Here is a 25,207-nt window from a genome sequence, read left to right on the forward strand (position 1 = left end):
TAGAAGCCGCCTCAGAGAAGCCCCTGGCGCTGGCTCTCCAGGCTGGGCAGCAGGGTCGCGAGCAGCTCGCTGGCGGGGAGCTCCCGCTTGTCGCCACTGGAGCGTTCCACCAGCTCCACCACGCCGGCTGCGGCGCCGCGGCCTACCACCACCCGCCAGGGGATGCCGATCAGGTCGGCATCCTTGAACTTCACCCCAGCCCGCTCGCCGCGGTCATCCAGCAGCACGTCCACGTCGGCCTGCTGCAGCTGGCCGTAGAGCTTTTCGCCGAGGTTGGATTGCTCAGGGTCGGCCGCGTTCGCCACCACCACGATCACCTCAAACGGAGCGATCGATACGGGCCAGCAGATGCCGTTGCCGTCGTGGTGCTGCTCCACCGCCGCCTGGGCCAGCCGCGAGACCCCGATGCCGTAACAGCCCATCCACAGGGCTTCCTCAACGCCGGCTTCGTTGGTGAAGCGGGCGTCGAGGGCTTCCGAGTATTTGCGGCCGAGCTGGAAGATGTGGCCCACTTCAATGCCACGGCTGGCCTCCAGCTGCTGGCTGGGATCGTGCTGGCAGCGATCTCCAGGCTGGGCGGCCCGCAGGTCCACGCTCTCGGGAGCGGGGCATAGCGATCCCCAGGCAGCCCCCACCAGGTGGGTGTCCATCGTGTTGGCCCCACCCACAAAGGCCTCGAGCGCGGTGGCGGTGGGGTCGGCGAGCCGCAGGAAGCGCGGCGACCAGCTGCGGGCGGCGGCCAGGGCGCCATCGCTCAGCTGGGGTCCCATGAAGCCGAAGGGGATGGGCTCCAGGCCTTCCTTGGCAGCTGCTTCGGCGCTGAGGGGGCTGATGTCCAGCAAGGCGCCGTGCTCGGCGGAGCCTCGGGCGGTCACCGCATTGGCCAGCTTGACCTCGTTGAGCTGTTGATCCCCCCGCAGGCTCACCAACAGGGGCTGTTGGTGGCCATCTTCGAAGCGGGCCAACAGCAGCAGCACCTTCACCGTCTGGGTGGGATCGAAGCCATGGGCAGAGCAGAGGTCTTCGATGCTGCTCTGCCCATGGGTGGCGAGGGGTTCACCCTGTCCACCGGCGCGCACGCCGCCCAGCAGGGCCACGGCTTCAGGTGCCAACGACACGGCCCGTTCCTGGTTGGCGGCGTAGCGGCCGTCGCCGCTGGTCAGGATCAGGTCCTCGCCAGCATCGGCGGTGACCATGAACTCCTGGCTTGCGGATCCGCCGATGGCACCGCTATCGGCTTCCACAGCCACGGCTCGGAGGCCGCAGCGGGCAAAGATGCGGCGGTAGGCCTGGTCCATCTCCGCGTAGGTCTGCCGCAGGGAGTCTTCGTCGGCATGAAAGGAATAGGCATCCTTCATGATGAATTCCCGTCCGCGCATTAGCCCGAAACGAGGACGGATCTCATCGCGGAATTTGCTCTGAATCTGATAAAGATTCACGGGCAACTGCCGGTAGGAGCGCAGCAGGTCGCCGGCCAGTGCCGTGATCACCTCTTCATGGGTGGGTCCCAATCCGAGCTCTCGGCCCTGGCGATCCTCCAGGTGAAACATGATGCCCTCGCCCGCGGTGTAGCCGGCCCAGCGGCCACTGCGCTGCCATAGCTCTGCTGGCTGCAGCTGGGGCAGCAGGGTTTCGAGGGCACCGGCTCGATCCATCTCCTGGCGCACAACCCTGGACACCTTCTGGAGCACCCGCCACATCAGCGGCAGGTAGGCGTAAATCCCGGAGGCCACCCGGCGGATGTATCCCGCCCGCAGCAACAGCTTGTGGGAAGGGATCTCGGCCTCGGCCGGATCATCGCGAAGCGTCACCAGCATCAGGCGGGAGACGCGCATGGCCGCAGATTTCAGAGGATCGCGGAACCTATCACCGACCCAAGCCCAGGGATGCAGTCGTCAGGGTGACCATCGCTGCAGCGGAGCCTCGCAACCCCTGCTAACGTCTGAGCCCAATCCCAGTTGTCCCAGGTCCGTCTCATGTCTCTCCACCCCGGTGCCGCTCATGCAATGGGGTTGGGTGCAGCGGGATTGGGTCAGAAGGCGGCGCTACCGCTGGAAGAGGCTGCTTCGGTCGGATCTGCGGAGGTGGGGTCGGAAGCCAGCGAAGGTTTGATCGGTATTGATGAGGTTCAGAAGGCCCTCAACCGATCCCGCGCCTCGGTCTACCGCTACACCAACACCGATCCGCGCAATCTTAACCCTCCCTTCAATCCGCGCAAACTCAATCCGGAATACCGCAGCGATCAGAAGGATCCGCTGATGTTCCACCCCAACGAGGTGGCTCGCTTCGCACGCGACGTCCTGCGGATCAAGGAGGTCACGGTGGAGGTTCTCAACTCCCCCTCCACAGCCACCCAGCAGTTGCTCGGTGCCATCCTCGAGGAGTTGCGTGTCATCCGCACCCGTCTCGATCACCTCGACGGTCGCCCAGCCGACCTCAGTGCCCGTCGCGATCAGCACGATCAGGGTGTTCGCCCCGCCGCCTGAACAAGACCGCTCGCCTGGCGGAAAAAGTGCCAGAATTGTTGAAGTCTCTTGTGTTGTTACTGGTGGATGAGGTGCCTGCACCTTCCACAGCCCCATGGATCGTGTTTCCCGAGATTCCCCTACGACCCTCAGGCCCATCACTAGGCCCGACTGCCCCACGCCGATCCAGTTGGCCAGTCAGGAGCCCTTGGGCGACGATGGGGATGACCCTTTCAGTCCGGGCCCCCAAGCCCTACCGCTGCTCCTGGGCAGCCTGATTGCCTTGGCCACAGCCGTCGTGCCACTGACCACGGTGGTGACCGGCAGATCGTTTACCCCCATCCCGCCGAGCTTCGATGGATCTGCGCCATCTGCCGGCCTCCCCGGCGCCTGGGCTGGTGAACCTGGTGGTGGAAATTCCCGCCGGCAGCCGCAATAAATACGAATATAACGAGCAGGCGGGGGTGATGGCCCTCGATCGGGTGTTGCACTCGTCGGTGCGCTACCCGTTTGATTACGGCTTCGTGCCCAATACCCTCGCCGAGGATGGTGCCCCCCTCGACGCGATGGTGATCATGGAGGAGCCCACCTTTGCGGGCTGCCTGATTCGCGCCCGACCGATCGGCATCCTCGACATGGTCGACTCCGGTGCCCACGACGGCAAGTTGCTGTGTGTGCCGGAGGCCGGCTTCAGGCACAAGGAGATCCGCTCGATTCGTCAGATCGCGCCCAACCAGCTTGAGGAAGTGGCGGAGTTTTTCCGCACCTACAAAAACATGGAGGGTCGGGTCACCGAGATCACCGGTTGGCTGGATCTGGAGGCGGTGCCGGCCCTGCTGCAGAGCTGTATCGAGGCCGCCAAGGCCAGCTGCTGACCCTGGCCTCAGGGACGGCGCTGCAGCAGGAAGCCCTCGTAGCCCAGAGCCTGGAAGATCCGGGCCGGGTCGCTGAAGCCGGCCGCGTTCACCAGGGCGGTGAGCCGGGCCTCGCCGATGGGGTGGAGCCCCTGGGTGAGAGGCTCCAGGTCGCGCGGCTCCGCCTCTAAGCCGCTGGCCCGCTGAAAGCCCAACCAGGCCGCGTCCACCTGGTTTTGCAGAGGGGAGCGTTCCGGCGCCATCAGATCCACCAGCACCAGCTGGCCGCCCGGCTCCAGGCTGCGGGCCAGGGCCGTGAGGAAGGCCAGCTTGGTGCCGTCATCCGGCAACGACTGCAACACCAGCACCGACAGGGCCCCGGCGAAGCAGGCATCCGCCTGCAGCTCCTCCACCGTGGTTTGACGCCACTGGATGCCCTCGCTCCCCAGGCGCTTCTGGGCCGCGGCGAGCATCTCTGCGGAGGGATCAATCGCGGTCAGCTGCCACTCTGGGCGCTGGGCCCGGGCTTCCACCAGCTCAGCCCCGGTGCCGCAACCTGCCACCAGCACACCGGCACCGGTGCGGCTGGCCAGCGGTGAAGCCGCCAGCAGGGCCACCGCCAACCGGGCCAGGCTGGCGTAACCCGGGATCAGCTGCTGCACGATCAGGTCGTAGCCGAGGGGAGCTGACAAGGCTTGAAGACGTGGACTCTGATGCTAGGCATCGGGACGGGCGTGGCTTAAGTTGGGCGGCGCACTTTGCCCCAGCTCGACCGTGCCCACCATCCGTTTTGAACAGGAAGGCCAGCAGGTCGGTTGCATCGAGGGGGCCAACCTGCGCAAGGCCGCTCTTGATGCGGGCATCAACCCCTACAAGGGACTCAACAACGTCAACAATTGCGGTGGCCTCGGCCAGTGCGGCACCTGTGTGATGGAAGTGGTGGAGGGCATGCAAAATCTTTCCCCCCGCAGCGATGTGGAAGAGGTGTACCTGGCGGATCGCCCCGCCAACTTCCGCCTCAGCTGCCGCACCACCGTCAACGGCGACGTCACCGTCCGCACCCGGCCCACCAACGCCGTGGGCAAAGGCTCCAACAGCCTGGTTGGGGCGCTTAAGTCCTTGATTGGCAGGGGCTAGGCCGCTGAAGCTCTACAGCTACTCGCGTTGCAGCACCTGCCGTAAGGCCATCGCTTGGCTGGCCGCCCGACAGCTGCAGCCTGAAATCCTCGACATCACCGAGCAACCCCCAAGCTCCGCGGAGCTGGAGCAGGCCTTGGCGCAACTGGGGCGCCAGCGCCTGTTCAACACCAGTGGCCAGAGTTACCGCGCCCTGGGAGCGGCTGCAGTGCAAGCCCTCGATGATCAGGCGGCCCTCGCGGCTCTGGCTGCTGATGGCAAGTTGATCAAGCGGCCCGTGCTGATCACCGACGCCGGCCTCATCCTCACAGGCTTCAAGGAGCCGGAGTGGGCAGCGCTTCTGGACGTCCAGGCTCCGGGTTAGGGGCCTGCTCGCCTTCGGCCCTGACGGGGGCGGTGATCAATTGATCCAGCTCCTGGATCAGAGCCTCTATGCCGGCCCGGTTGATCTGGCTGAGGTAGGTGCCTTTGGCGCCATCGATCAGGGCGCAGAGGAGCTCCTGGGAACGCTCCAGGGCGGGCCCGCTCTCCAGGGCGGCTGCCAGTTCTTCCCAGAAGCGGTCGATGAAGCGCTGCAGTAGGTCGAGCTGCACATCGTCGCGGCGCGAGAGCCGGTTGCCGGTGCTGCGGGAAAGCTCCAGCAGGCTGTCGACCATGCCCGAGGCCAGCTGGCGGCTGATGCCGGTTTCCACCTGGAGCAGGGGCTGCAGCTGGCGCAGCGGCGGCGGCACCACGGTGCGATCGAGGCTTTGGCGCAGGCTGTAGCCCAGCAGCCCCTGCAGCTCCGGGGCCAGGCGCGGGGCCACCCGGCTGAGCAGCAGCGGCGCCCAGATGCGCACCAGCTCCACCAGCGCCCGCTCGTCGCTGCTGCTGGCCACGCTCTGGTGGCTGCGCAGCGCCCGCAGCCGTTGGGGCCAGCGCCGCGAGCGGATCAGCCCCTGGGTGCCATCGAGGATCTGCAGCGACAGCACCTCGAACAGCTCCACCGCCAGCAGTGCCACCACGCCGCGGCTGACCACGGCCCGCAGCGGCTCGAAGTTGACCAGCCCAGACGTCTGAAGCCGCTCCAGCACCGGCACCACCCGCAACCAGCGCCAGAAGGGCAGCAGCAGGGGCAGGTCGCTCCAGCGCCGCAACAGGGCATCGCCCCAGCTCAGCCCCGGCAGGCGCCGCCGCAGCCGGATCAGCCGCAGCAGGATGTCCAGCGCGAAGACGCTCTGGAACAGCAGCAGGTCGATGCGCCAGAAATGGTCGGTGGGGCGGCCGTTCTCATCGATGGACCGCCAGTAGTTGGTGGCCACCAGCGGCAGGATCTGGCCGCTCCAGAAGCGGCGCTCCTGACTCCAGCCCCGGCTCTGGATCCAGGCCGGATCCAGCAGCACGGCGGAGGCTTGGCGGGCGGAGTCCCGGTCGGCCCGCTGACGCAGGCGGTTTTTGATCTTCTCGAGGGTGCCGGAGGCCTCCGAGGCCAGGAAGGGGTTGCTGTCGATCAGTTGGGCGGTGAGCTGGGCCTGGCGGTTCAACAGGATCACCTGGCTCGCCTGGGGGGCCTGGCCGGTGGGCAGGGCCAGCAGGGCCGCATCCAACTGGCGGTATTGCTCGAGGTAGGCCTGGGTTTCGCGGTGAGGTTCGATGCCCTTGATCGGATCCACCAGCGGTGTGACATCCGGGATCACGGTGAGGGGTACCACCAGCGGCACCGAGGGGATCGGGTAGAGGTTGCGCTGCAGCCAGAAGGTGCGCAGCGGCACGTAGGTGAGGTCGAAGGCGACCCACAGCAGGTTGAGGCTGGCCCACACCGCCACAAAGCGATCCCAGCTCCGCGCCCAGCTCCCCGATGATGCCGCCATCGACGCAGCGGTTTGAGCTTGCCAGCGGGGGCGCGCCATGGAGCCGGGCGGGTGGTGGGGTGCCTAACCTGCCGAGTCTGGCCAGGGGACCCTGACTCCGCAGGCCCTGAGGCCCCTGCGTCAACACAATGATGCGGCCAGGCAATGATGCGGCCGGGCCTGCTTGGGCTCGGCTTCCCCAGCGCCCTCCCGTTTCTGAAGGCCCCACCTGTTGAACCGCCCGTTGAACACTCCCGAAAGCCTGAATCAGCCCTCCCCGTCGCCGGCTGAGCCCCCCGCCGAGACGCCCGCTCAGGCCCTTGCGGAGACACCAGAAAGCCCCTGGGCCTTCTGGCGCAGTGTGGTGATCACCCTGGCGGTGGCGTTGGGCATTCGCCAGTTTCTGGTGGAGGCCCGCTACATCCCGTCGGGTTCGATGCTGCCGGGGTTGCAGTTGCAGGATCGCCTGCTGGTGGAAAAACTCAGCTACCGCCAGCGCGCTCCCCGCCGCGGCGAGATCGTGGTGTTCCACTCTCCCCACCATTTCGACCCGGTGCTCTCGGCTGGTGCCAGCCGCAACCCCTTGCGCTGCCTGGTGGTGAATCTGCCCCTGATCGGCAGTCTGCCCGGGGTGGCCAGCCCCGCCTGCGATGCCTACATCAAGCGGGTGGTGGCTTTGCCGGGCGAGCGGGTGATGGTGGATCCCAGGGGGCATGTGTTCATCAATGGCCAGCGGCTGCCCGAGCCCTACGTGCAGAACGACTGCCCGGTGGACAGCCAGGGGATGGGGCCCTGCCGCACCCTCAATGCGGTGGTTCCACCAGGCCATGTGCTCACCCTGGGTGACAACCGTGCCAACAGCTGGGACGGACGCTTCTGGCCAGGGGGCCCTTTCCTGCCCCAGGACGAAATCATCGGCCGTGCCTTTTGGCGCTTTTATCCCTTTAACCAGACGGGGGCGCTGGGGGTGACAGGCTCCAGTGATCAGCCGGCGTCAAGCCGGTAGCGCGCACCCCACCCGTGATGGTCCGGCCTCCCAGGGGTTGGTTGGCTGCGTGCGAGAGCGAATGGCTTGGCTCCCAGGCCCATTGCTGCTGCGGGTCGAACAGCAGCCAGCGGCGCGACCCCATGCGGAGCTGTTCGGGCGGCAGCCCCAGCAGCGCGGACCCGCCCCAGCTCAGGGCCTGCCAGAGCTGCTCCACGGGCCAGCTGCGGCGCCCCACCAGCTCCTGCCAGAGCAGCGGCAGCACCAGTCCGCGGGGGGCGCCGTGGCCGGCCAGCCCAGGCCGCCGCTGGTCGAGGGGCAGCAGCTGCTCCTCCGCATCAAGTGGCAGGTGATGCACCGCCACGGCGGTGAGCACGCCATCGGCCAGGGCGGTGATCAGGGCGTGGCGATCGTCCGCTGTGCCCAGGGAGGGGTGCAGCCGCCAGCCCTCAGCGGTGGGATCCAGGTTGCTGCTGTCGGCCAGCAGGTGCCACCAGCTGACGCTGGCCAGGGGGCGCTGCTGGGCCGCCCGCAGCAACGCGACACCTGCGGCGGTGGAGAGGTTCATCAGTCGCAGGGCTGCCTCGGGACGGCTGGCGGCCAGGGTGAGCAGGCTCTGCAGCGGCAGGGTTTCGCTCAGCACCGGATCCAGCGGCCAGCCGGCCCGCAGGGCGTCGACCCCCTCGCGCACGAAGCCGCCGCCGGTGAGGCTCCGATCTCTGGGAGCCACCAGCACGGGCCGCGGGCCCATCTCGCCGAGCAGCAACCCCCGCTCCAACAGGGCCAGGGGAGGCAGCTGGTCGTGGCAGGCCAGCCCGAGGGCCCCTGCAGCGATCTGATCGGCGTGGGGGGCCAGCTCCTGATCGGCCCCCTCCAGGCTGAAGCTGCCCCAGCGCTCCAGGGCCAGCGGCTCGAGTCCGGACAGGTTCAGGTTGAGGTTGAGGCGCTCGGGCCGGTCCCGCCAGGGGCTGGACCAGGGCAACAGGGCCACGGTGCCGTAGCCCCCCGCCGCTGCGGCGGCAGCCAGGCTGGTGAGGTTCTCAGCCCGCCCATCCCAGGGCTGCTCCAGCGCGCTGTGGGGATCCACCAGCATCGGCGCCAGCAGCCACGCCTGGGCAGCTGTGGGGGAGAGCCCGAGGGCTGCGGCCTGCTGCCCGGCCGGCTCTCCCCAGCTGAGCAGGGCACCGTTGGCATCGATCAGGGCATCGGCGCGGTGGAGGGGCTGGCCTGGCCCTGTGAGCAGTTGAACCTGCTGAAGCCAGAGGGGGCGCGTCAAAATTCAGAGCGCACCGGCGGCGGTGCGGTCCAACACGCCACCCAGGTGTGGGGTGAGGTTCATGGCCGCCACCAGCGGGCGCCCGTCGGCTCCCTCGGGGTAGTCGATCACGGTGACGCCACCGTTGCCCTGCTTGATGGCCCAGATGTCGGCGGGCTGCAGGCCCAGCAGTCCGCAGAGAATGGTTTTGTTGACGGCGTCATGGGCCACCACCAGGGCGGTTTCGTCGTCGCTGAGGCTGGCGGCGATGCGGGCCCATGTGGCCAGGGAGCGGTCCCAGACCTGCTGCAGGGTCTCCCCCTCCGGCATCTGCACGGTCTGGGGCGCCCGTTTCCAGTCGGCGAGCAACTGGGGCCAGCCCTCGGCGATCTCCTGCTCGAGCCGGCCTTCCCAGAGTCCATGGCCGATTTCGACCAGGCCGGTGCTGCTGGTGAGGGGCACGCCGGGGTGGGAGGCCAGGATCGCTTCGGCGGTCTGGCGGGGGCGCGCCATGCAGCTGGTGTAGGCCCGATTGATCGTGACCGGCGCCAGGAACCGACCAGCCGCCTCGGCCTGGGAGCGCCCGGTGGCATTGAGGGGAATGTCGATCTGCCCCTGGAAGCGGCCTTCGCGGTTCCAGTCGGTTTCGCCATGGCGCACCAGCAGCAGGCGCGGCCCTGGGCCTTTGGAGGGCAGGGGGGTGCCGAGGTGGGCCAGCCCGTTGAGGGATTCCACCTGCACTCCCCCGCCACTGAGGTTGAGCACCGATAGGGAGCAGTTGTCGACCCGCAGCCGGCGGAAGCCGGACAGGGGCAGATCCAGCAGCGCCAGCAGCAGGCAGCGCAGGATGGCGTTGTGGGCCACCACTAGCACTGTCTGGGGTGGACCCTGCTCGTCAGCGATTGCAGCCCCATGGCGCTCCAGCAGCTGCTCTCGGAATTGCTGGGCCTGGGCCATCAGCTCCTGCAGGGGCCGGTAGGTGTAGCCATCGGCCCGCTGCAGTTCGAGCCGTTCCGGCGCCAAACGCCACTGCCGCTCTTGCTCGGCGTGGTGCTCGCGCAGCTCCTGGCGCAGCAGCCCGCTCCAGGGGGCCAGGTCAATTTCCAGCAACAGCGCATCGGGCGTCGCCACCAGGCCCTGCCCCTGCTCGGCCAGCAACAGCTGGGCGGTGTCGGCGGCCCGGCGCAGCGGCGAGGTGTAGGCCGCCGTGAAGGTCAGATCCCGCAGCGCGGCCCCTGTGGCACGGGCCTGGGACTGGCCGGTGTCGGTGAGGGTGGAGAGATCGTCGCGGCCCTGGATGCGGTGCTCCACATTGAAGCTGCTCTGCCCATGGCGCACCAACACAATCCGAAGGGGCACGGGCTTGACTCTGCTCTCTGACCATCGTATGGGAGGGGGTGTGGGCAGAATCGCCCCACTCGTAAGCCCCGGAGGGCCTGCGCTTGAACGCCAGCCCCACCCCGCAACCCCGTCCGAGCGCAGGGTGGACCGCTGGACTGGCCCTGCTCAGCCTGGTGCTTAGTGGCCTGCTCTGGCTCAACGGCCTGGTGGACAGCCTGCAGCGCCCATCGGTGGGCAATGCCCTGGAGCTGCGCCAGCTGGAGCTGACGGCCCTGGCGGCCCCCGCCCTGCCCGCCAACCTGCGCCCGCTCTTGGCCGGGGATCAGCCGCTCCAGGGCTTGCAGAAGGAACTTCTCCAGCAGGTCAACGACGCCCCCCTGCCCCCTGCCCCCGAGCAGCAGCTGCAACTGGCTCTGCTGCAGGGTCAGACGGGGCAGCAGCAGGCGGGCCGGCAACGGCTGCAGGATCTGCAACAGCAGGTGCCTCCAGAGCAGCGGCCCCTCCTGGCGGCCCTGCTCGCCCCGCCTGCGAACCGGCCCCCTGGGCCGGCGGAGGAGCTGTGGGCGGGCTGGCACCCCTCGCCCCTCACCCGAGCCTTGGCCTGCCAGGCCCTGGGCGGGAGTGTCGACGCCTGCAGCGATCGGCCGGCCCAGCGGGCGGCGGTGCTGCGTCTTTTGGGTACGGGGGTGGTGCCGGTGCTGTTGTTGCTGCTGGGCATCGGCCTGCTGCTGCGCGAGCTCTGGCTGCGCTGGCGCGGCAAGGCCCAGGCCCGGGCGCCCCTGCAGGGGCCACCCCTGACCCTGGCGGAGGCAACCCTGCTGATCGCCGGTGGCTTTGTGGTGGTGGGTGAGTTGCTGGTGCCGCTGCTGCTGGCTCCCCTGCTGCAGGGCGGACTCGGGCCGCTGGCCGCCCAGCCCGCCCTGCAGCAGGGGGTGTTGGTGCTGGGCCTATACCTCGGTTTGATGGCGGTCCCGCTGGCACTGCTCTGGGGCCAGTTGCGGTCCCACGGTCCGCGGCCCCTAGGGGGCTGGCTGCAGTGGCACTGGCGACCACTGGGCGGCACCCTGCGCCGTGCTCTGGTCCAGGTGCTGATGGTGCTGCCCCTGGTGGCCCTGACGGGCTGGCTTCAGGAGCGGTTGGTTGGCGATCCTGGCGGCAGCAATCCCCTGCTCGAGCTGGTGCTCACCAGTGCCAATCCCCTGGCGTTGCTTTGTTTTGCCGTAACGGCCCTGGTGCTGGCGCCACTGTTTGAGGAAACCCTGTTCCGCGGCGTGCTGCTGCCGGTGCTGGCTCAGCGCTGGGGCGGCCTCTGGGCCGTGCTGATCAGTGCGCTGGTGTTCAGCGTTGCCCACCTCAGCATCGGCGAGTTGCCGCCCCTGTTTGTGCTCGGCTTGGGCCTGGGCTGGCTACGGCTCCAGAGCGGCAGGCTGGGGGCGAGTGTGTTGATGCACAGCCTTTGGAATGGCCTCACCTTTGCCAATTTGCTCTTGCTGGCAGGTTGAAGGCTCCAGTCCCCTTGCTGCTTGGCATCAGGGGTGGTTCAATCGCGCAGTGCTCGGGCCGTCCCTTTGGTTGCCTCCCTCTCGCCCCGGCAGGCTCCCGAAAGTCCTCTGATGGCGGGGAGACATGCCAGCCGACGGGCCCAGCGGCGCACCCTTGAGCTGATTCAGGGCTCCCTCTCCGGCCGCAGGCTGGAGCGCCGAGCTCCCTGGATCAGCAACCTCCACCGCGCCACCGATGGCACCCTGGCGGGCCTCGGCATCTGCATGCTCGCCCTCAGCGCCCTGACCCTGCACTGGCAGAACCGCTGGGGTGTGAGCTACCAGCAACTGGAGGCCTCCCAGGTGTTGGAGCACAAGCTGCAGGAATCGTCGGCGCTGTTGGAGCAGCACCACCTGGGCGCGGTGAAGCGCCCGGGCTGGCTGGTGCCGACCAGCAGTGAAAAATTGGTGTATCTCCCCCCGCCCAAGTCCGCCTCCCTCTCCGGCGGCTTGCCCCTGCTGAGCAGCATTCAGCTGCGTCAGATCCGCTCGGGTTACTGATCCATGTCGATGACGTCCAGTCGTCGCCGCGGCCCTATCCGCAGTCGCAGCAGTTCTCCCCAGCGGGTCGTCGCGATCCAGCCGGTGCCCACCGGCCGTTTGCTGGCGGTTTATGGGCTGTTGTGCGTGGGCCTGGTGGGCCTGGCCGTACGGCTGGCCTGGTTGCAGGTGGTCGATGCGACCAACCTCCAGAACCGGGCCCACGCCATCCAGACCCAAACCACCAAGCCGATCGGCAAGCGGCGCACGATCGTTGATCGCAACGGGCGCCTGGTGGCCCTTGATGAACAGCGCTTCACCCTCTGGGCCCATCCCCGCTATTTCAATTTCCCGGGCGACGACCCCCAGAAGATCCGCAGCTCCGATGAGGTGGCCAGCAAGGTGGCGGCGGTGTTGGCCCTGCCGAAAGCCGGGCTCCTGCAAACGATGGCGGGCCGCCGCAGTGGCATCAAGCTGCGCACCGACCTGGATCCGGAGACGGCTGAGCGGGTGCGGCAGCTGGGGATCAGTGGCCTGGATCTCGAGGCCTACCCCCACCGCATCTATCCCCAGGGCCCCCTGTTTGCCAACGTCGTCGGCTTCCTCAACCTGGAGCGCGTTCCCCAGGCCGGCCTGGAGCAGAGCCGGGATGGCGACCTCAAGCGCCAGGAAACGGCCCTGCAGATGCGCCGGGGTGCCGATGGCACCCCGCTGCCCGCCGGCCTGACGGCTGGCTCCCTCTACGGCGACGACCTGCGCCTGCAGCTCACCCTCGATGCCCGGCTGCAGCAGGTGGCCCAGCAAGCCCTGGTCAAGCAGGTCAAGAAGTGGAATGCCAAGCGCGGTGCGGCCCTGGTGATGGATGTGCGCAACGGCGAAATGCTGGCGCTGGCCTCCACCCCCACCTACGATCCCAACCAGTTCTGGAAATTCAACCCCGGGCTGTTCCGCGAGTGGTCGGTGCAGGACCTCTACGAACCGGGCTCCACCTTCAAGCCGATCAACCTGGCCCTGGCCCTGCAGGACAAGGCAATTCAGGCCAATGGCCGGGTGGCCGACACCGGTCAGCTAACGATCGGGGGCTGGCCGATCTTCAACCACGACAAGCGGGCCAATGGCCTGATTGATTTCCCCACCGTGCTGCAGGTGTCGAGCAACGTGGCGATGGTGAAGGCGATGGCCCAGGTGAAGCGGGATCGCTTCTGGCAGTGGCTGCGCACCTTCGGGATTGATGAAAGGCCCGACACCGACCTGCCGGGGGCGGTAGCCGGTGAACTCAAGTCCCGCAAGGCCTTCACCAGCCAGGCGATTGAGCCGGCCGTGGCCGCCTTTGGCCAGGGTTTCTCCCTGACGCCGCTGAAGCTGCTGCAGCTGCACGCCATGTTGGCCAACGGGGGCCGGCTGGTGAGCCCGCACATCACCCGCGGTCTGCGCTCTGGAGATGCACTGGCCAGCGCTCCGGGTGGGAGCGGGCTGCCGTTGCTCGATCCCGCTGTCACCCGCACGGTGATGAGCTGGATGGAGTCGGTGGTGGAGAACAGCAGTGGCTTGGGCATCAAGATTCCCGGTTACCGGATCGGCGGCAAAACCGGCACTGCCCAGAAAGCGGAGCGGGGTGTGTACATCCCGGGGGCTCTGATTACCAGCTTTGTTGGCCACCTGCCCATCGACGACCCGCGCTACGTCGTGCTCGTGGTGGTGGATGAACCGAAGGGAGGCAACACCTACGGCTCCACGGTGGCGGCCCCGGTCGCCCGCCAGATCATCGACGCCCTGCTGGTGCTGGAGCGGATTCCGCCGTCGCGCCCCAAGGCCTGACGGCTCGTGTTGCCGTTCCCTCAAGGATCGGTCTGCCGTCTGGGTGCATCCGGCCACACTGGCTAGCGTGATGGCAACCAGGGCTGATGCCCAGCCAGCTCAAACCACCCCTGCCCATGGCCAACCTGCTCGATCAACTCGCTGCCATGACCGTGGTGGTGTCCGACACCGGCGATATCGATGCGATCAAGCAGTTCACCCCCCGCGACGCCACCACCAACCCGTCGCTGATCCTGGCCGCAGCCCAGATTCCCACCTACCAAAACCTGATCGATCGCTCCCTGCAGGAGTCGCGCCAGGTGATGGGGGCCGATGCCGGCGCCGACGCCGTGGTGCGGGAAGCCCTCGATGAAATCTGCGTCACCTTCGGCAAGGAGATCCTCAAGATCGTGCCCGGCCGCGTGTCCACAGAAGTGGACGCCCGCCTCAGCTACGACACCGAAGCCACCATCGCCAAGGCCCGCAAACTGATCGGCCTGTACAACCAGGCAGGCATCAGCAACGACCGGGTGCTGATCAAGGTGGCGTCCACCTGGGAGGGCATTCGTGCCGCCCAGCAACTGGAGCAGGAGGGTATCCACTGCAACCTGACGCTGTTGTTCGGGTTTGCCCAGGCGGTGGCCTGCGCCGAGGCCGGCGTCACCCTGATCTCCCCCTTCGTGGGGCGCATCCTCGATTGGTACAAGAAGAGCACCGGCCGCGACGGCTACCCCGGCCCAGAAGACCCCGGTGTGATCTCCGTGACCCAGATCTTCAACTACTTCAAAACCTACGGCTACAAAACCGAGGTGATGGGAGCCAGCTTCCGCAACATTGAGGAGATCATCGAGCTGGCTGGCTGTGATCTGCTCACCATCTCGCCGGCGCTGCTCGATCAGTTGCGCCACACCGAAGGAGAACTGGAGCGCAAACTCAACGCCTTTGATCCGGCTCCCACCGAAGCCCAGATCCATCTCGATGAAGCCCACTTCCGTCAGATGCTGGCGGCCGATCCGATGGCCACCGAGAAGCTGGATGAGGGGATCCGCGGCTTCTGCAAGGCGATCGAAGCCCTGGAGGCCCAGCTGGCCCATCGCCTGGCCGAGCTGGAGGGCGGCGCCGCCTTCAGCCATGCCGTGCACGAGATCTTCCTGCTCAATGATCTCGATGGCGACGGTTGCATCACGCGCGAGGAGTGGCTGGGCAGCGATGCGGTGTTCGATGCTCTCGACACCGATAAAGATGGCCGGCTCGCCCCAGACGACATCAAGGGTGGACTGGGCGCGGCCCTGGTGGGCGCCGGCTACAGCCAGCCTTAACCCGCGTGGGGCACACTGGCCACGTGTTTGTCCTTCCCGTCGCACCGTGAACGCCCTCGACACCATGCGCGCCCTGGCCAGCAACGGTGAGGTGGTCACGGTGGAGCCTGGGGAGCTGATTTTTGCCTCGGGAGAATCGGGCGATTGCATGTTTGGCCTGCTGGAGGGCTCGGTGCAGTTGAGCTGGAACGGCGACCAGGGCCATGAGCAGATCAATGCCGGCGATGTGTTCGGCGCCGGCGCGCTGGTGACGAGCGATCACCGCCGCTACGGCAATGCCCGGGCGTTAACCCCCTGCCGGTTGCTGGTGATGAACCGCGAAAAGTTTCTGTTTGCGGTGCAGGAATCGCCGATGTTTGCGATCGAACTGCTGGGCTCGATCGATCAGCGCCTGCGGCAACTCAAGGATTGCACCAAGATCTGAAGCCTGCACCAAGAGCTGAAGCCCACCTTCAGGAGCGTTGGAACAGCAAGCGGCGGATCACCCGCTGGGCGATGTCGCCGTAGCCCATCTCGCCGGAAAGGATCTGGGCAATGCGCTGCGGTGCGGTGGGGCGCTTGATGCCCAGCTGATAGCCCACCCGGGGCACCCGGTAGAACACCTGGGCGATGCGTTTGCCCCAGGCCATCGACTCGCCCCATTCGGCCCGCATGCGGCTGGTGTAGCCGGCCAGGGCCGTGGGCTCACCGGCCAACCAGGCTGCGATCGCCTCAGCGGCCCGGCAGCCGCTGATCAGGGCGGGACGCAGACCTTCGGCAAGGAAGGGATCACAGAGGGAGGCGGCATCGCCCACCACCACCAGCCCGGAGTTCTCCCCCTGGCCATGGAGGGGGTGGTGGCCATCCCAGATGCGCAGCTGGCCCGCCCGGCGTTCGCCGGCATCGGGGGATAGGCCCAGGCTGGGCAATAGTTGGCTCAGCACCGCATCGGCATCGGCGGGATCGCGGCCGATGAAGGTGCCCACGCCGATGCTGTAGCCCCCCTGGCGGGGGAAGGACCAGCAGAAGCCATGGCGCACCAGACCGAATTCAAAGCGGGCGGTGCTGGGCTCGCGAACCGCACATTCCACCTCCACCGACACCGTGTCGGCAAAGCGCGGCCGGGCAGGCCCCAAGCCATGGCGGGCCGCCAACTGCGATCCTGAGCCGTCGGCGATCACCACCGCCCGCGCCTGGAGTGATAGGGCTGCGCCGGTTGGCCCGATCGCCTGGAGCTGCCAGTGATCCCCTGATCGCTGCAGGCTCTGCACCGCCACGCCCGGTTGGAAGTCCACCCCAGCTGCCGTGGCCTGCTCCACCAGATAGGCATCGAGTACGGAACGCCGCACGATCCAGAAGGGGGCATCGCCGGGCAACACGGCCGTCACGGGGTCGCCCAGGCACCAGGTGAAACGCACCTGGTCGATCACCGCATCCACGGCCGGCCCCAGGTCAAAGGGGAACAGCGCCTGCATCGAGGCCGCCATGCCGCCCCCACAGGGCTTGGGGCGGGGGAAGGCGGCGCGATCCAGGAGCACCACCTTCACCCCCCGCTGGGCTAGGTGGAAGGCTGCGGCGCCACCGGCAGCGCCGGCCCCCACCACCACCACGTCAGTTGGCGTGGCGTTCACACCTTGAGGATGTCGGCTTCCTTTTCGGCCAGGTGCTTCTCGAGCTCGGCGATGAACTTATCGGTGAGCTTCTGCACCTTGTCCTGTTCATCGCGGCTCTGATCTTCCGAGAGCTCGCCGTCCTTCTCCTGCTTTTTCACCTTGTCGATGGCATCGCGGCGCACGTTGCGCAGGGCCACCTTGCCCTCTTCGGCATACTTCGCGGCCAGCTTGCAGAGCTCCTTGCGGCGATCTTCGGTGAGGGGCGGGATGTTGATCCGGATCACCTTGCCGTCGTTGTTGCAGGTGAGGCCCAGATCACTCATGGAGATGGCCTTCTCAATCAGTCCCATCGAGCCGGTGTCGAACGGCTGGATCTGGATCGTCTGGGAATCGGGGGTGGACAGGGTGGCCAGAGACTTCAGGGGCGTCTCCGCGCCGTAGTACTCCACACTGATCTTGTCGAGCAGGGAGGGGTTGGCCCGGCCCGTGCGGATGGTGTTGAAGGTGCGCTGCGTCGCGTCGAGCGACTTGCGCATGCTGGCTTCCAAATCCATGGCGGGGGTCAGGGGTGAATGCGGGTGCCGATCGGCTCGCCGGCCACGGCGCGGCCGATGTTGCCGGCGCCGAACAGATCAAACACCACAATCGGAATGGCGTTGTCCTTGCAGAGGGCAATGGCCGTGCCGTCCATCACCTCGAGCTCGGAGCTGAGCACCTCCAGGAACGAGAGGCTCTCGTAGCGCACCGCATCGGTGTGCTTGTTGGGGTCCTTGTTGTAGACGCCATCCACCTTGGTGGCCTTGAACACCACATCGGCGCCGATCTCAGCGGCCCGCAGGGCTGCGGTGGTGTCGGTGGTGAAAAAGGGGTTGCCGGTGCCGGCGGCGAAGATCACCACGCGGCCCTTTTCCATGTGGCGGATCGCCTTGCGGCGGATGTAGGGCTCGGCCACCTCCTGCATCGAGATGGCGCTCTGCACCCGGGTGGGCACCCCGGCCCGCTCGAGACCGTCCTGCAGGGTGATGGCGTTCATCACGGTGGCGAGCATGCCGACGTAGTCGGCGGTGGCCCGGTCCATGCCGGCGGCCGATCCCTTCAGGCCGCGGAAGATGTTGCCGCCACCCACCACGATCGCCAGCTGGGTGCCACCGGCCACGCAGGCGGCCACATCGGAGGCAATGGACTGCACGATCGCCGGATCGATGCCATAGCCCTGCTCACCCATCAGCGCTTCGCCGCTGAGTTTGAGCAGCACGCGCTTGTAACCCATCGACCCCACTGATTTGCCGCACCGTAGCAACGCCCTTGCGTCGTGCCCGTCCAACCGCTTCAGTGCCGCAAAGCGTGAGCGCCATGGGCCACCTCCCCCTCGGCCAGCCCCAGCCTTCCCGCCAGCCGCGATCCTGTGGCGTGATGGCGCGCCTTACCCTCTCGGCCCTGGATCGGGCCAGTGCCGACCCGGCGATCTGGCGCGAACCCGATGTGCACCGGGCCGTGTTGATCAGCGGCCTCACCGTGCTGGTGAGTGCCCTGGCCCAGCTCCAGGACGACCTGGGCTGAGCCGTGCCTAGAACTCAATCCCTCGCTGAGCTTTTACGCCCTGCTCCCGGAAGGGATGGCGCAGCAATTTCATTTCCGTCACCAGATCGGCCCGCTCCACCAGGGCCGGGGGGGCACCGCGGCCGGTGAGGGCCACGTGGGTGAGCTCGGGGCGCAGGGCCAGGCCCTCCAGCACCTGCTCCACCGCCAGGTAGCCCAGCTTGAGGGCGACATTCACCTCATCGAGCACCACCAGCTTGCGGTTGGCGTCGGCGAGGTAGCTGAGCGATCTCTCCCAGGCGGCCTGGACCAACGCACGATCCCGCTCCCGGTCCTGGGTTTCCCAGGTAAAGCCCTCACCCAGGGCGTGCCAGGCCAGCGCGTCGCCAAACAACTCGAGGGCCTTGGCCTCGCCTGGCTGCCAGCCGCCCTTGATGAACTGCACCACCGCCACCGCGTCGCCGTGGCCCAGGGTGCGCAGCACCAGCCCTAGGGCTGCGGTGGTCTTGCCCTTGCCGTCGCCGGTGAACACCAGCACCAGCCCCTTCTCCAGGTTGCGCTCACCCACTCGCTGCTGCTGCACCTCCTTGCGCCGTGCCATGCGGCGGCGGTAGCCATCGGCATCCGCTTCTGGCGCCAGAGCGCCGCCGGGGCCGAGTTCCGCTGCCACCGCATCGAGGGCCGACCCTGGCGCAGTGGCGTCGGGCTGGGGTGCGGTGGGATCGGGTTGGCTCACGGCAGGGCAACGGCAAGGCAGCTACTCTGGCGGGCTTAGGCCACCGACTGCCGGCGCGCCAGGGCCGCATCCACCGCCTGCTGCTGGTCGCGGCGGGTGATCCAGTGGTGATACGTGCGGGTGTGAATGGCCACGGAGTGACCCATCATCCGGGCTGCCACGGTGTCGGGCAGGCCGATGTGGATGGTGCGCACGGCCCAGGCATGGCGCAGGTCGTAGGGGGTGATCGGCAGGTCGTAGCGGCGAAATTGTTCCGCCACCCGCCGGCCCACCTGCTGCAGGGTGGTGCGGCGTAGGTCGGTGGCCACTGGTGGCAGGGGTGGCTCTGTGCTCGCCAGTTGCTCCAGGCCGAAGTGTTCCACCCACTCCGGCTGGAACGGCCACACCTGGTGCTCACCGGTTTTGGAGGTGGGCAGCACCCGGATCACCCGGTCGCCGCCGGGGGCCAGGGCCGAGAGGTCGCAGAAAAAAATCTCGTGGTTGCGCAGGCCATAGGTGGCCATCAACCCGTAGGCCAGCCGCCAGCTGGGGTTGGGGATCTGCTCGGCCAGGGCGAGGATCTGCGGATCGCCGGGCAGCCTGCGGAACCGGGCCGCATGCAGGCCGTAGCCCGCTGCCCGCTCGGCCCAGTCCTCGGGCAAGGGCTGGCCCATGTGGCGGGCCAGGGCCGCCAGGGCGGTGCCGCACTGCTGGCGACTGCGGCTGGTGGGGGCATAGCTCTCCAGCACCGTCTCCAGCAACGGCAGGCCCAGGGGCCAGTTCCGTTCCGCCGCCACTGCCCCCAGGCGCCGCAGGTAGGGGCGGTAGGCGCTGGTCCAGGTGGTGCGGCAGCCGGCGGGGTTGCGGCGGCGGCGGGGGTCGGCGAAGAAGGCCGCCTCGAAGCTCTCCAGCCCGAGGGGATCGTCGCTGCCCTTCATCACCGGACTCGTCACCCGCCCCGCCACCCGCTCGGCGGCAGGGCTTCCTGGGGTCGGTTCCGGCAGCGCCCGGGCCCACGCCGACCAGTCGAAGCGCCCCTGCTGGAGCTGACGCAGCACCTCCTTCAGGCGCTCCTTGGCCTGCTCCAACCCCGCCGCGTCGGCGGCCAGCCCCAGGCTGATCCGCTGCACGGGGTGCCGACCCGTCCCATGGCGGCAGGGCAGCGGCCCCCGCAGCCCCAGCCGTTGGCCGCGCAGCTCCAGACGCAGCGAAAGCCCCGCCCGTGCCAAGGCGCTGTTTTCCTGCGCCAGCTGGGCCTGCAGACTCGCCAGATCGGGCTCCGCAGCTCCGCTTGCCATGGCCCCTGCACAGGCTCCGACGTTATCGATCCGACGCCGAAGCCGCTAGGGGCGTAGCTGCAGCGTTACGCTCGCCCTTCCTGAGCCGTACGGAACGAGGGCATGGCCAAGGTTGGCGTGCTGCTACTGAACCTCGGCGGGCCCGAGCGTATCCAGGACGTCGGTCCGTTTCTGTACAACCTGTTTTCCGATCCGGAGATCATCCGGCTGCCGAATCCTGCTCTCCAGAAGCCCCTGGCCTGGTTGATCAGCAGTTTGCGGGCCGGCAAATCCCAGGAGGCCTACCGCTCGATCGGCGGTGGCTCGCCCCTGAGGCGCATCACCGAACAGCAGGCCCGGGAGCTCCAGAGTGAATTGCGCTCCCGGGGCATCGAGGCCACCAGCTATGTGGCCATGCGCTACTGGCATCCCTTCACCGAATCGGCGGTGGGCGACATCAAGGCCGACGGGGTGGATGAGGTAGTGGTGCTGCCCCTTTATCCCCACTTCTCGATCAGCACCAGCGGCTCGAGTTTCCGGGAGCTGCAGCGGCTGCGTCAGGCCGATACAGGCTTTTCGCGCCTGCCGATCCGCTGCATCCGCAGTTACTACGACGACCCCGGCTACATCGGCGCCATGGCCGGCCTGATCGCCCGCGAGATCCAGGCCTGCCCCGAGCCGGCCCAGGCCCATGTGTTCTTCAGTGCCCATGGGGTGCCCAAGAGCTACGTGGAGGAGGCCGGTGACCCCTACCAGCAAGAGATCGAAGCCTGCGCGCGCCTGATCATGGAACGGCTCGAGCGCGATCTGGGTCACGCCAATCCGTTCACCTTGGCCTACCAGAGCCGGGTGGGTCCGGTGGAGTGGCTCAAGCCCTACACCGACGACGCTCTGCAGGAGCTGGGGGCCGCCGGTGTGACCGATCTGGTGGTGGTGCCGATCAGTTTCGTCAGCGAGCACATCGAAACGCTCGAAGAAATTGACATCGAATACCGGGAAATCGCCACCGAGGCGGGCATCATCAATTTCAGGCGCGTCCCGGCCTTGGACACGACCCCGGCTTTCATTCACGGCCTGGCCGATCTCGTGCAGCACGCCCTGGAGGGCCCGGAGGTCAACCTGGATCAGGCCGCCGAGTTGCCCACCAAGGTGAAGCTCTATCCCCAGGACAAGTGGGCCTGGGGCTGGAACAACAGCTCCGAGGTGTGGAACGGCCGCTTGGCGATGGTGGGCTTTTCCGCTTTCCTGCTGGAACTGATCAGCGGACGGGGCCCCCTGCATGCGCTCGGCCTGCTTTAAACACCGCCCCCTGACGAAACGCTTCAAAGGCCCTTGCAGGCGTTGTTTGACACGCTGCTCAACAGGGTTTTGCAGGGGTGAAAGAACCGCTGCCTGGTCCAGCCTGACCTGCGCGGCTGTGGTTGTCACGGTTCAGCTGGCTTGCGGTACGGCGCTCGCGCAAGCCCATTGGCACATGGGGGTGTTTCCGGTAGCCAACTTCCTGGCCTACACCAGCCACTTCGGCACCCGCACGGGGCCCTGGGGCCGGGTGGAGCCCCACTACGGCCTCGATATCGCCGCCCCGATGGGCTCACCGATCCGCAACTGGTGGGCCGGGGTGGTGCAGGACGTGATCCACGACGGAGCCTGTGGCATCGGCCTGGTGATCCGCTCGGGGGACTACGAGCACATTTATTGCCACCTCGCCGGCCAGGTGGCCGGCGGCACCTATCGCAGCGGCCCCGTGGCCCTGCGCCAGGGGCAACGGCTGCGCACCGGACAGTTGATCGGCCATGTGGGCATGAGTGGTCGCACCACCGGCCCCCATCTGCACTGGGGCATGCGTCACGGCGGGCGCTGGCTCGATCCCGCCCAGATTCTGCGGGCCATGGCGGCAGGCCGCGTCAAAAGCCGCGCCGGCACCTAGGGTTGCCGTAGTTCGTGAACCAGCCTCAGTGGTTGGCCTGCTGCAGCCGTGACGCTGACGCCCCTCACTCCTGCGGCCCAGTCCGCCCCTGCTGTCTCCAATGGCGACAGCGCCGCCGTTTCGGCCAGCCTTCCGCAGCGCGTTAGTGGCGGCTATGCCCTGATGGATGCGCTGCATCGCCATGGGGTGGAGCACATCTTCGGCTACCCCGGCGGCGCGATCCTGCCGATCTACGACGAGCTGCACAAGGCCGAGGCCCGTGGCTGGCTCAAGCACATCCTGGTGCGCCATGAGCAGGGCGGCACCCATGCCGCCGATGCCTATGCACGCGCCACCGGCAAGGTGGGTGTGTGCTTCGGCACCTCCGGCCCCGGCGCCACCAACCTGGTCACCGGCATCGCCACCGCCCAGATGGACTCGGTGCCCATGGTGGTGATCACCGGGCAGGTGCCCCGGGCATCCATCGGCACGGATGCCTTCCAGGAAACTGACATCTTCGGCATCACCCTGCCGATCGTGAAGCACTCCTGGGTGGTGCGCGACCCGGCTGATATCGGCCGAATCGTGGCCGAGGCCTTCCTGATCGCCGCCAGCGGCCGCCCCGGCCCGGTGCTGATCGATGTGCCTAAGGACGTGGGCCTTGAGGAATTCGACTACACCCCGGTGGCCCCTGGTACGGCCATCCCCGCCGGTTTCAAGCTGCCCCCCAGCCCCGATCCGGCGGCGATCGCCGCGGCCCTGACGCTGATTCGTCAGGCTCGCCGTCCCCTGCTGTATGTGGGCGGCGGCGCCATCAGCAGCGGCGCTCATGGTGCCGTCAAGCAGCTGGCTGAGCGCTTCCGGTTGCCCGTCACCACCACCTTGATGGGCAAGGGGGCCTTCGATGAGAAGCATCCCCTGGCGGTGGGCATGCTGGGCATGCATGGCACCGCCTACGCCAATTTCGCGGTCACCGAGTGCGATCTGTTGATCGCCAGCGGCGCTCGCTTTGACGATCGGGTCACCGGCCGGCTCGACGGCTTTGCGCCCCGGGCCCAGGTGATTCACATCGACATCGATGCGGCGGAAATGGGCAAGACCCGCCTGCCGGATGTGGCACTGGTTGCCGATGTGCAGGCCGCCCTGGAGGCTCTGCTGGCGGCGTCTGCCGGTGAGAGCAGTGAAGGCCGCACCGAAGCTTGGTTGCAGCGGATCGATAGCTGGAAGCAGCACTACCCCCTGGTGGTGCCTGCTCCCGAGGGCGACATCGCCCCGCAGGAGGTGGTGGTGGCCCTGCGTGAGCTGGCGCCCGATGCCTTCTACACCACGGATGTGGGTCAGCATCAGATGTGGGCAGCCCAGTTTCTCCACAACGGCCCCCGCCGCTGGATCAGCTCGGCGGGCCTGGGCACCATGGGCTTCGGCATGCCTGCCGCTATGGGGGTGCAAACGGCCTTCCCCCACGAGCAGGTGATCTGTGTGGCCGGCGACGCCAGCATCCTGATGAACATCCAGGAGCTGGGCACCCTCAGCCAGTACAACCTGCCGGTGAAGGTGGTGGTGCTCAACAACGGCTGGCAGGGCATGGTGCGCCAGTGGCAGGAAAGCTTCTACGGCGAGCGCTATTCCGCCTCCGAGATGACCGGAGGCATGCCCAACTTCGCAGCCCTGGCCGAGTCCTTCGGGGTGCGGGGCGTGCTGATCGATGATCGGGCCAGCCTGCGCCAGCAGCTCCAGGCGGCCCTCGACCATCCCGGCCCCGTGTTCATTGACGTCAAGGTGCGCCGCAACGAAAACTGCTACCCGATGGTGCCCCCCGGCGCCAGCAACGCCCAGATGGTGGGCTTGCCCAGCCATCCCGAGCTGGCCATCGATACCACCCGCCACTGCCATGCCTGTGGCAGCACCACCGAAAGCGCCCATCTGTTCTGCCCCAACTGCGGCGCCAAGCTTTGAGGTGGCTTGCGGCACTGATCGCGGCCCTCGTCCTGTTGCTCTGGCCTGGTGGGGCGCTGGCGGCTGAGATGCTGCAAGTGCGGGGCGCCACCCTGTTGCAACTGGGTGATCAGAACCGCAGCTACACCGTCCAGTTGGCTTGCATCGTGGTGCCCGAGGCCCAGCAGAGCGAGGCGGTGGATTGGCTGCGTCAGGCCGCCCCCCGCCGCACTCGGGTCAATCTGCGGCCCATGGGCCAGAACCAGGGGGTTCTGCTGGCCCGGGTGCAGACCCTCTCGGCTCCCCAACCCCGATCCGGAAGCACTCCCGGGGGCACGGATCTGGCCAGCGGTTTGGTTGCCGCCGGCCTGGCTCAGGTTGCCGCTGACGCCGATCCCAGCGGCGATTGTGCCAATCTCGGCGCCTGATCCTGTTGCTTGGGCTGATTCCGTGAGTTTGAACCGCACTGCCAAAGGCATCGTGCTGGTGCCTTCCCTACTGCTGGGTGGAGCCTTCCTGGCGGCCGGCGTATGGAGTGACGGACCCGCAGCCAGCAACAGGATGTTGGCCCTGAGCCTCGGGGGTGTGTTGATGGCCGCGGGCCTGCTGGCCCAGTTGTTGCCCGAAAGCCAGCCGGAAGAGTCAGATCCCGATTGAAGGGGCCCCTACCGGTTACGGGGCCCAGTCGCGTCCTTCCTACTTCTTCTGCTGCTGCTTGGCCTGGGCCGAGAACTGGGCGATCACGTCATCGACGAATTTCTTGTCGGCGGTGGTGATCTTCGGGTAGCAGCCTTGCTTCACGCGGCCCACGATCTGCACGATCGTGCCGTTGACGATCTGGGAGGCCTCCAGCTTGCCCGCACCGGCGATCTGGCCGCCGTGGGTGGCGGTGACCACGTAGGTGATCGCCTTGGCGTTGGAGATCACGGCGTTCTGCACTGGCACCTTCTGCTCCACTGCCAGTTCGCAGACGTTGACGGCGGCGGCCAGAGCCATGTCGTTCATCGTCTCCAGGCTGGCGGGCTTGGCGGCCGCTGCGGCAGGTGCTGACGACTGGGCCAGGCCGGGAGCTCCCAGCAACGCCGTTGCTCCTGCTACAGCCGTGACGCCAGCGAAAGCCGTGGCGCCAGCGAAAGCCGTGGCGCTAAAGGCGGAAGCAGCGAACCGGGCCAGGGAAAAACGAGACACAGAAACCGCCGAACGGGGAAACAGCATCGGTCCACTGTGGCATCCATGTCGG

The 25,207-nt window shown here is 67.6% G+C and carries 27 protein-coding genes; 16 read left to right on the plus strand and 11 right to left on the minus strand.

Annotated features, from left to right (window positions below; all coding sequences use genetic code 11):
• Positions 1-11: 11 nt before the first annotated feature.
• Complete coding sequence (locus tag KBY57_RS12405; protein ID WP_254996189.1) at positions 12-1,835, minus strand: proline--tRNA ligase; 1,824 nt, start codon at positions 1,833-1,835, stop codon at positions 12-14.
• Between the two features lie 171 nt (positions 1,836-2,006).
• Here KBY57_RS12405 and KBY57_RS12410 point away from each other — a divergent pair, with 171 nt between their 5' ends.
• Both KBY57_RS12410 and KBY57_RS12415 read left to right on the plus strand, forming a co-directional pair.
• On the plus strand, positions 2,007-2,486 hold the full coding sequence (locus KBY57_RS12410) for a hypothetical protein (RefSeq protein WP_261356834.1): 480 nt from the start codon (positions 2,007-2,009) through the stop codon (positions 2,484-2,486).
• Between the two features lie 335 nt (positions 2,487-2,821).
• The gene (locus KBY57_RS12415) at positions 2,822-3,340 is read left to right on the plus strand and encodes an inorganic diphosphatase (RefSeq protein WP_254988234.1); all 519 of its coding nucleotides are present in this window, start codon (positions 2,822-2,824) and stop codon (positions 3,338-3,340) included.
• A gap of 8 nt (positions 3,341-3,348) precedes the next feature.
• Here KBY57_RS12415 and KBY57_RS12420 read toward each other — a convergent pair whose 3' ends face one another.
• Positions 3,349-4,011: a class I SAM-dependent methyltransferase gene (locus tag KBY57_RS12420; RefSeq protein ID WP_254996191.1), complete on the minus strand. Its 663-nt coding sequence runs from the start codon at positions 4,009-4,011 to the stop codon at positions 3,349-3,351.
• Between the two features lie 82 nt (positions 4,012-4,093).
• Here KBY57_RS12420 and KBY57_RS12425 point away from each other — a divergent pair, with 82 nt between their 5' ends.
• A complete protein-coding gene (locus KBY57_RS12425) occupies positions 4,094-4,456 on the plus strand; it encodes a 2Fe-2S iron-sulfur cluster-binding protein (RefSeq protein ID WP_254996192.1) in 363 nt (120 codons plus the stop codon).
• Positions 4,443-4,820: a Spx/MgsR family RNA polymerase-binding regulatory protein gene (locus KBY57_RS12430; protein WP_254996193.1), complete on the plus strand. Its 378-nt coding sequence runs from the start codon at positions 4,443-4,445 to the stop codon at positions 4,818-4,820. Before KBY57_RS12425 ends, KBY57_RS12430 begins: the two co-directional genes overlap by 14 nt.
• Here the strand turns inward: KBY57_RS12430 and KBY57_RS12435 are convergent.
• The gene (locus tag KBY57_RS12435) at positions 4,771-6,306 is read right to left on the minus strand and encodes a hypothetical protein (RefSeq protein WP_254996194.1); all 1,536 of its coding nucleotides are present in this window, start codon (positions 6,304-6,306) and stop codon (positions 4,771-4,773) included. The two genes, KBY57_RS12430 and KBY57_RS12435, sit on opposite strands and share 50 nt — an antisense overlap.
• Before the next feature lie 211 nt (positions 6,307-6,517).
• On the opposite strand from KBY57_RS12435, the gene lepB reads away from it, so the two are divergent.
• Complete coding sequence (lepB, locus tag KBY57_RS12440; RefSeq protein WP_261356835.1) at positions 6,518-7,291, plus strand: signal peptidase I; 774 nt, start codon at positions 6,518-6,520, stop codon at positions 7,289-7,291.
• Here the strand turns inward: lepB and KBY57_RS12445 are convergent.
• Positions 7,230-8,546, minus strand: a complete 1,317-nt coding sequence (locus KBY57_RS12445) for a dihydroorotase (RefSeq protein ID WP_254996195.1) — start codon at positions 8,544-8,546, stop codon at positions 7,230-7,232. The two genes, lepB and KBY57_RS12445, sit on opposite strands and share 62 nt — an antisense overlap.
• Before the next feature lie 3 nt (positions 8,547-8,549).
• The gene (locus KBY57_RS12450; protein ID WP_254996196.1) at positions 8,550-9,884 is read right to left on the minus strand and encodes a histidine phosphatase family protein; all 1,335 of its coding nucleotides are present in this window, start codon (positions 9,882-9,884) and stop codon (positions 8,550-8,552) included.
• An 83-nt stretch (positions 9,885-9,967) separates the two neighbouring features.
• Between KBY57_RS12450 and KBY57_RS12455 the strand changes: the two genes are divergently transcribed.
• The 5 genes from KBY57_RS12455 (at position 9,968) to KBY57_RS12475 (ending at position 15,427) form a co-directional block, all read left to right on the plus strand.
• On the plus strand, positions 9,968-11,368 hold the full coding sequence (locus KBY57_RS12455; protein ID WP_254996197.1) for a CPBP family intramembrane glutamic endopeptidase: 1,401 nt from the start codon (positions 9,968-9,970) through the stop codon (positions 11,366-11,368).
• Between the two features lie 66 nt (positions 11,369-11,434).
• Positions 11,435-11,908, plus strand: a complete 474-nt coding sequence (locus KBY57_RS12460; protein ID WP_254996198.1) for a hypothetical protein — start codon at positions 11,435-11,437, stop codon at positions 11,906-11,908.
• A 9-nt stretch (positions 11,909-11,917) separates the two neighbouring features.
• On the plus strand, positions 11,918-13,705 hold the full coding sequence (locus tag KBY57_RS12465) for a peptidoglycan D,D-transpeptidase FtsI family protein (RefSeq protein WP_254996199.1): 1,788 nt from the start codon (positions 11,918-11,920) through the stop codon (positions 13,703-13,705).
• A gap of 116 nt (positions 13,706-13,821) precedes the next feature.
• A complete protein-coding gene (locus KBY57_RS12470) occupies positions 13,822-15,003 on the plus strand; it encodes a transaldolase (RefSeq protein WP_254996223.1) in 1,182 nt (393 codons plus the stop codon).
• A 46-nt stretch (positions 15,004-15,049) separates the two neighbouring features.
• Positions 15,050-15,427, plus strand: coding sequence for a Crp/Fnr family transcriptional regulator (locus KBY57_RS12475; protein ID WP_094559904.1), 378 nt, complete (start codon positions 15,050-15,052; stop codon positions 15,425-15,427).
• 28 nt (positions 15,428-15,455) lie between these two features.
• On the opposite strand, the gene KBY57_RS12480 is transcribed toward KBY57_RS12475, so the two are convergent.
• Genes KBY57_RS12480 through pyrH form a run of 3 tightly spaced genes read right to left on the minus strand, consistent with a single transcriptional unit; the run spans position 15,456 to position 17,865 of the window.
• Positions 15,456-16,613 (minus strand): NAD(P)/FAD-dependent oxidoreductase, encoded by a 1,158-nt coding sequence (locus KBY57_RS12480; protein WP_254996200.1) that lies wholly within the window; start codon positions 16,611-16,613, stop codon positions 15,456-15,458.
• The gene (gene frr, locus KBY57_RS12485) at positions 16,610-17,149 is read right to left on the minus strand and encodes a ribosome recycling factor (protein WP_254996201.1); all 540 of its coding nucleotides are present in this window, start codon (positions 17,147-17,149) and stop codon (positions 16,610-16,612) included. The genes KBY57_RS12480 and frr overlap by 4 nt, the downstream gene beginning before the upstream one ends.
• Before the next feature lie 8 nt (positions 17,150-17,157).
• A complete protein-coding gene (gene pyrH / locus KBY57_RS12490) occupies positions 17,158-17,865 on the minus strand; it encodes a UMP kinase (protein WP_254996202.1) in 708 nt (235 codons plus the stop codon).
• Positions 17,866-18,008: 143 nt separating this feature from the next.
• Here pyrH and KBY57_RS12495 point away from each other — a divergent pair, with 143 nt between their 5' ends.
• Positions 18,009-18,155 carry a hypothetical protein gene (locus tag KBY57_RS12495; RefSeq protein ID WP_254996203.1) on the plus strand — a complete coding sequence of 49 codons (147 nt, stop codon included), beginning with the start codon at positions 18,009-18,011 and terminating at the stop codon, positions 18,153-18,155.
• A 7-nt stretch (positions 18,156-18,162) separates the two neighbouring features.
• Here KBY57_RS12495 and cobO read toward each other — a convergent pair whose 3' ends face one another.
• Positions 18,163-18,870 (minus strand): cob(I)yrinic acid a,c-diamide adenosyltransferase, encoded by a 708-nt coding sequence (gene cobO / locus KBY57_RS12500; protein WP_254996204.1) that lies wholly within the window; start codon positions 18,868-18,870, stop codon positions 18,163-18,165.
• Positions 18,871-18,905: 35 nt separating this feature from the next.
• The gene (locus KBY57_RS12505) at positions 18,906-20,147 is read right to left on the minus strand and encodes a site-specific integrase (RefSeq protein WP_254996205.1); all 1,242 of its coding nucleotides are present in this window, start codon (positions 20,145-20,147) and stop codon (positions 18,906-18,908) included.
• A 102-nt stretch (positions 20,148-20,249) separates the two neighbouring features.
• On the opposite strand from KBY57_RS12505, the gene hemH reads away from it, so the two are divergent.
• From hemH to KBY57_RS12530, 5 genes are all read left to right on the plus strand, one after another.
• On the plus strand, positions 20,250-21,425 hold the full coding sequence (gene hemH, locus KBY57_RS12510) for a ferrochelatase (RefSeq protein WP_094559897.1): 1,176 nt from the start codon (positions 20,250-20,252) through the stop codon (positions 21,423-21,425).
• 118 nt (positions 21,426-21,543) lie between these two features.
• Positions 21,544-22,053 (plus strand): M23 family metallopeptidase, encoded by a 510-nt coding sequence (locus KBY57_RS12515; RefSeq protein ID WP_254996206.1) that lies wholly within the window; start codon positions 21,544-21,546, stop codon positions 22,051-22,053.
• 162 nt (positions 22,054-22,215) lie between these two features.
• On the plus strand, positions 22,216-23,988 hold the full coding sequence (gene ilvB, locus KBY57_RS12520) for a biosynthetic-type acetolactate synthase large subunit (protein ID WP_409996453.1): 1,773 nt from the start codon (positions 22,216-22,218) through the stop codon (positions 23,986-23,988).
• 68 nt (positions 23,989-24,056) lie between these two features.
• A complete protein-coding gene (locus tag KBY57_RS12525) occupies positions 24,057-24,395 on the plus strand; it encodes a nuclease (RefSeq protein WP_315859804.1) in 339 nt (112 codons plus the stop codon).
• A 22-nt stretch (positions 24,396-24,417) separates the two neighbouring features.
• On the plus strand, positions 24,418-24,624 hold the full coding sequence (locus KBY57_RS12530) for a GIVxVP protein (RefSeq protein WP_254996208.1): 207 nt from the start codon (positions 24,418-24,420) through the stop codon (positions 24,622-24,624).
• 39 nt (positions 24,625-24,663) lie between these two features.
• On the opposite strand, the gene KBY57_RS12535 is transcribed toward KBY57_RS12530, so the two are convergent.
• Positions 24,664-25,047 carry a hypothetical protein gene (locus KBY57_RS12535; RefSeq protein ID WP_254996209.1) on the minus strand — a complete coding sequence of 128 codons (384 nt, stop codon included), beginning with the start codon at positions 25,045-25,047 and terminating at the stop codon, positions 24,664-24,666.
• Positions 25,048-25,207: the final 160 nt, after the last annotated feature.

Source organism: Cyanobium sp. Aljojuca 7D2 (assembly GCF_024346415.1).
Taxonomy (GTDB): Bacteria; Cyanobacteriota; Cyanobacteriia; order PCC-6307; family Cyanobiaceae; genus Cyanobium_A.

Coding starts and splice junctions, on each gene's coding strand:
- KBY57_RS12405 (WP_254996189.1), bottom strand. CDS start 1,835: ATGCGCGTCTCCCGCCTGATGCTGGTGACGCTTCGCGATGATCCGGCC.
- KBY57_RS12410 (WP_261356834.1), top strand. CDS start 2,007: ATGGGGTTGGGTGCAGCGGGATTGGGTCAGAAGGCGGCGCTACCGCTG.
- KBY57_RS12415 (WP_254988234.1), top strand. CDS start 2,822: ATGGATCTGCGCCATCTGCCGGCCTCCCCGGCGCCTGGGCTGGTGAAC.
- KBY57_RS12435 (WP_254996194.1), bottom strand. CDS start 6,306: ATGGCGGCATCATCGGGGAGCTGGGCGCGGAGCTGGGATCGCTTTGTG.
- KBY57_RS12465 (WP_254996199.1), top strand. CDS start 11,918: ATGACGTCCAGTCGTCGCCGCGGCCCTATCCGCAGTCGCAGCAGTTCT.
- KBY57_RS12470 (WP_254996223.1), top strand. CDS start 13,822: ATGGCCAACCTGCTCGATCAACTCGCTGCCATGACCGTGGTGGTGTCC.
- frr (WP_254996201.1), bottom strand. CDS start 17,149: ATGGATTTGGAAGCCAGCATGCGCAAGTCGCTCGACGCGACGCAGCGC.
- pyrH (WP_254996202.1), bottom strand. CDS start 17,865: ATGGGTTACAAGCGCGTGCTGCTCAAACTCAGCGGCGAAGCGCTGATG.
- KBY57_RS12495 (WP_254996203.1), top strand. CDS start 18,009: ATGGCGCGCCTTACCCTCTCGGCCCTGGATCGGGCCAGTGCCGACCCG.
- KBY57_RS12505 (WP_254996205.1), bottom strand. CDS start 20,147: ATGGCAAGCGGAGCTGCGGAGCCCGATCTGGCGAGTCTGCAGGCCCAG.
- hemH (WP_094559897.1), top strand. CDS start 20,250: ATGGCCAAGGTTGGCGTGCTGCTACTGAACCTCGGCGGGCCCGAGCGT.
- ilvB (WP_409996453.1), top strand. CDS start 22,216: ATGGATGCGCTGCATCGCCATGGGGTGGAGCACATCTTCGGCTACCCC.
- KBY57_RS12525 (WP_315859804.1), top strand. CDS start 24,057: ATGCTGCAAGTGCGGGGCGCCACCCTGTTGCAACTGGGTGATCAGAAC.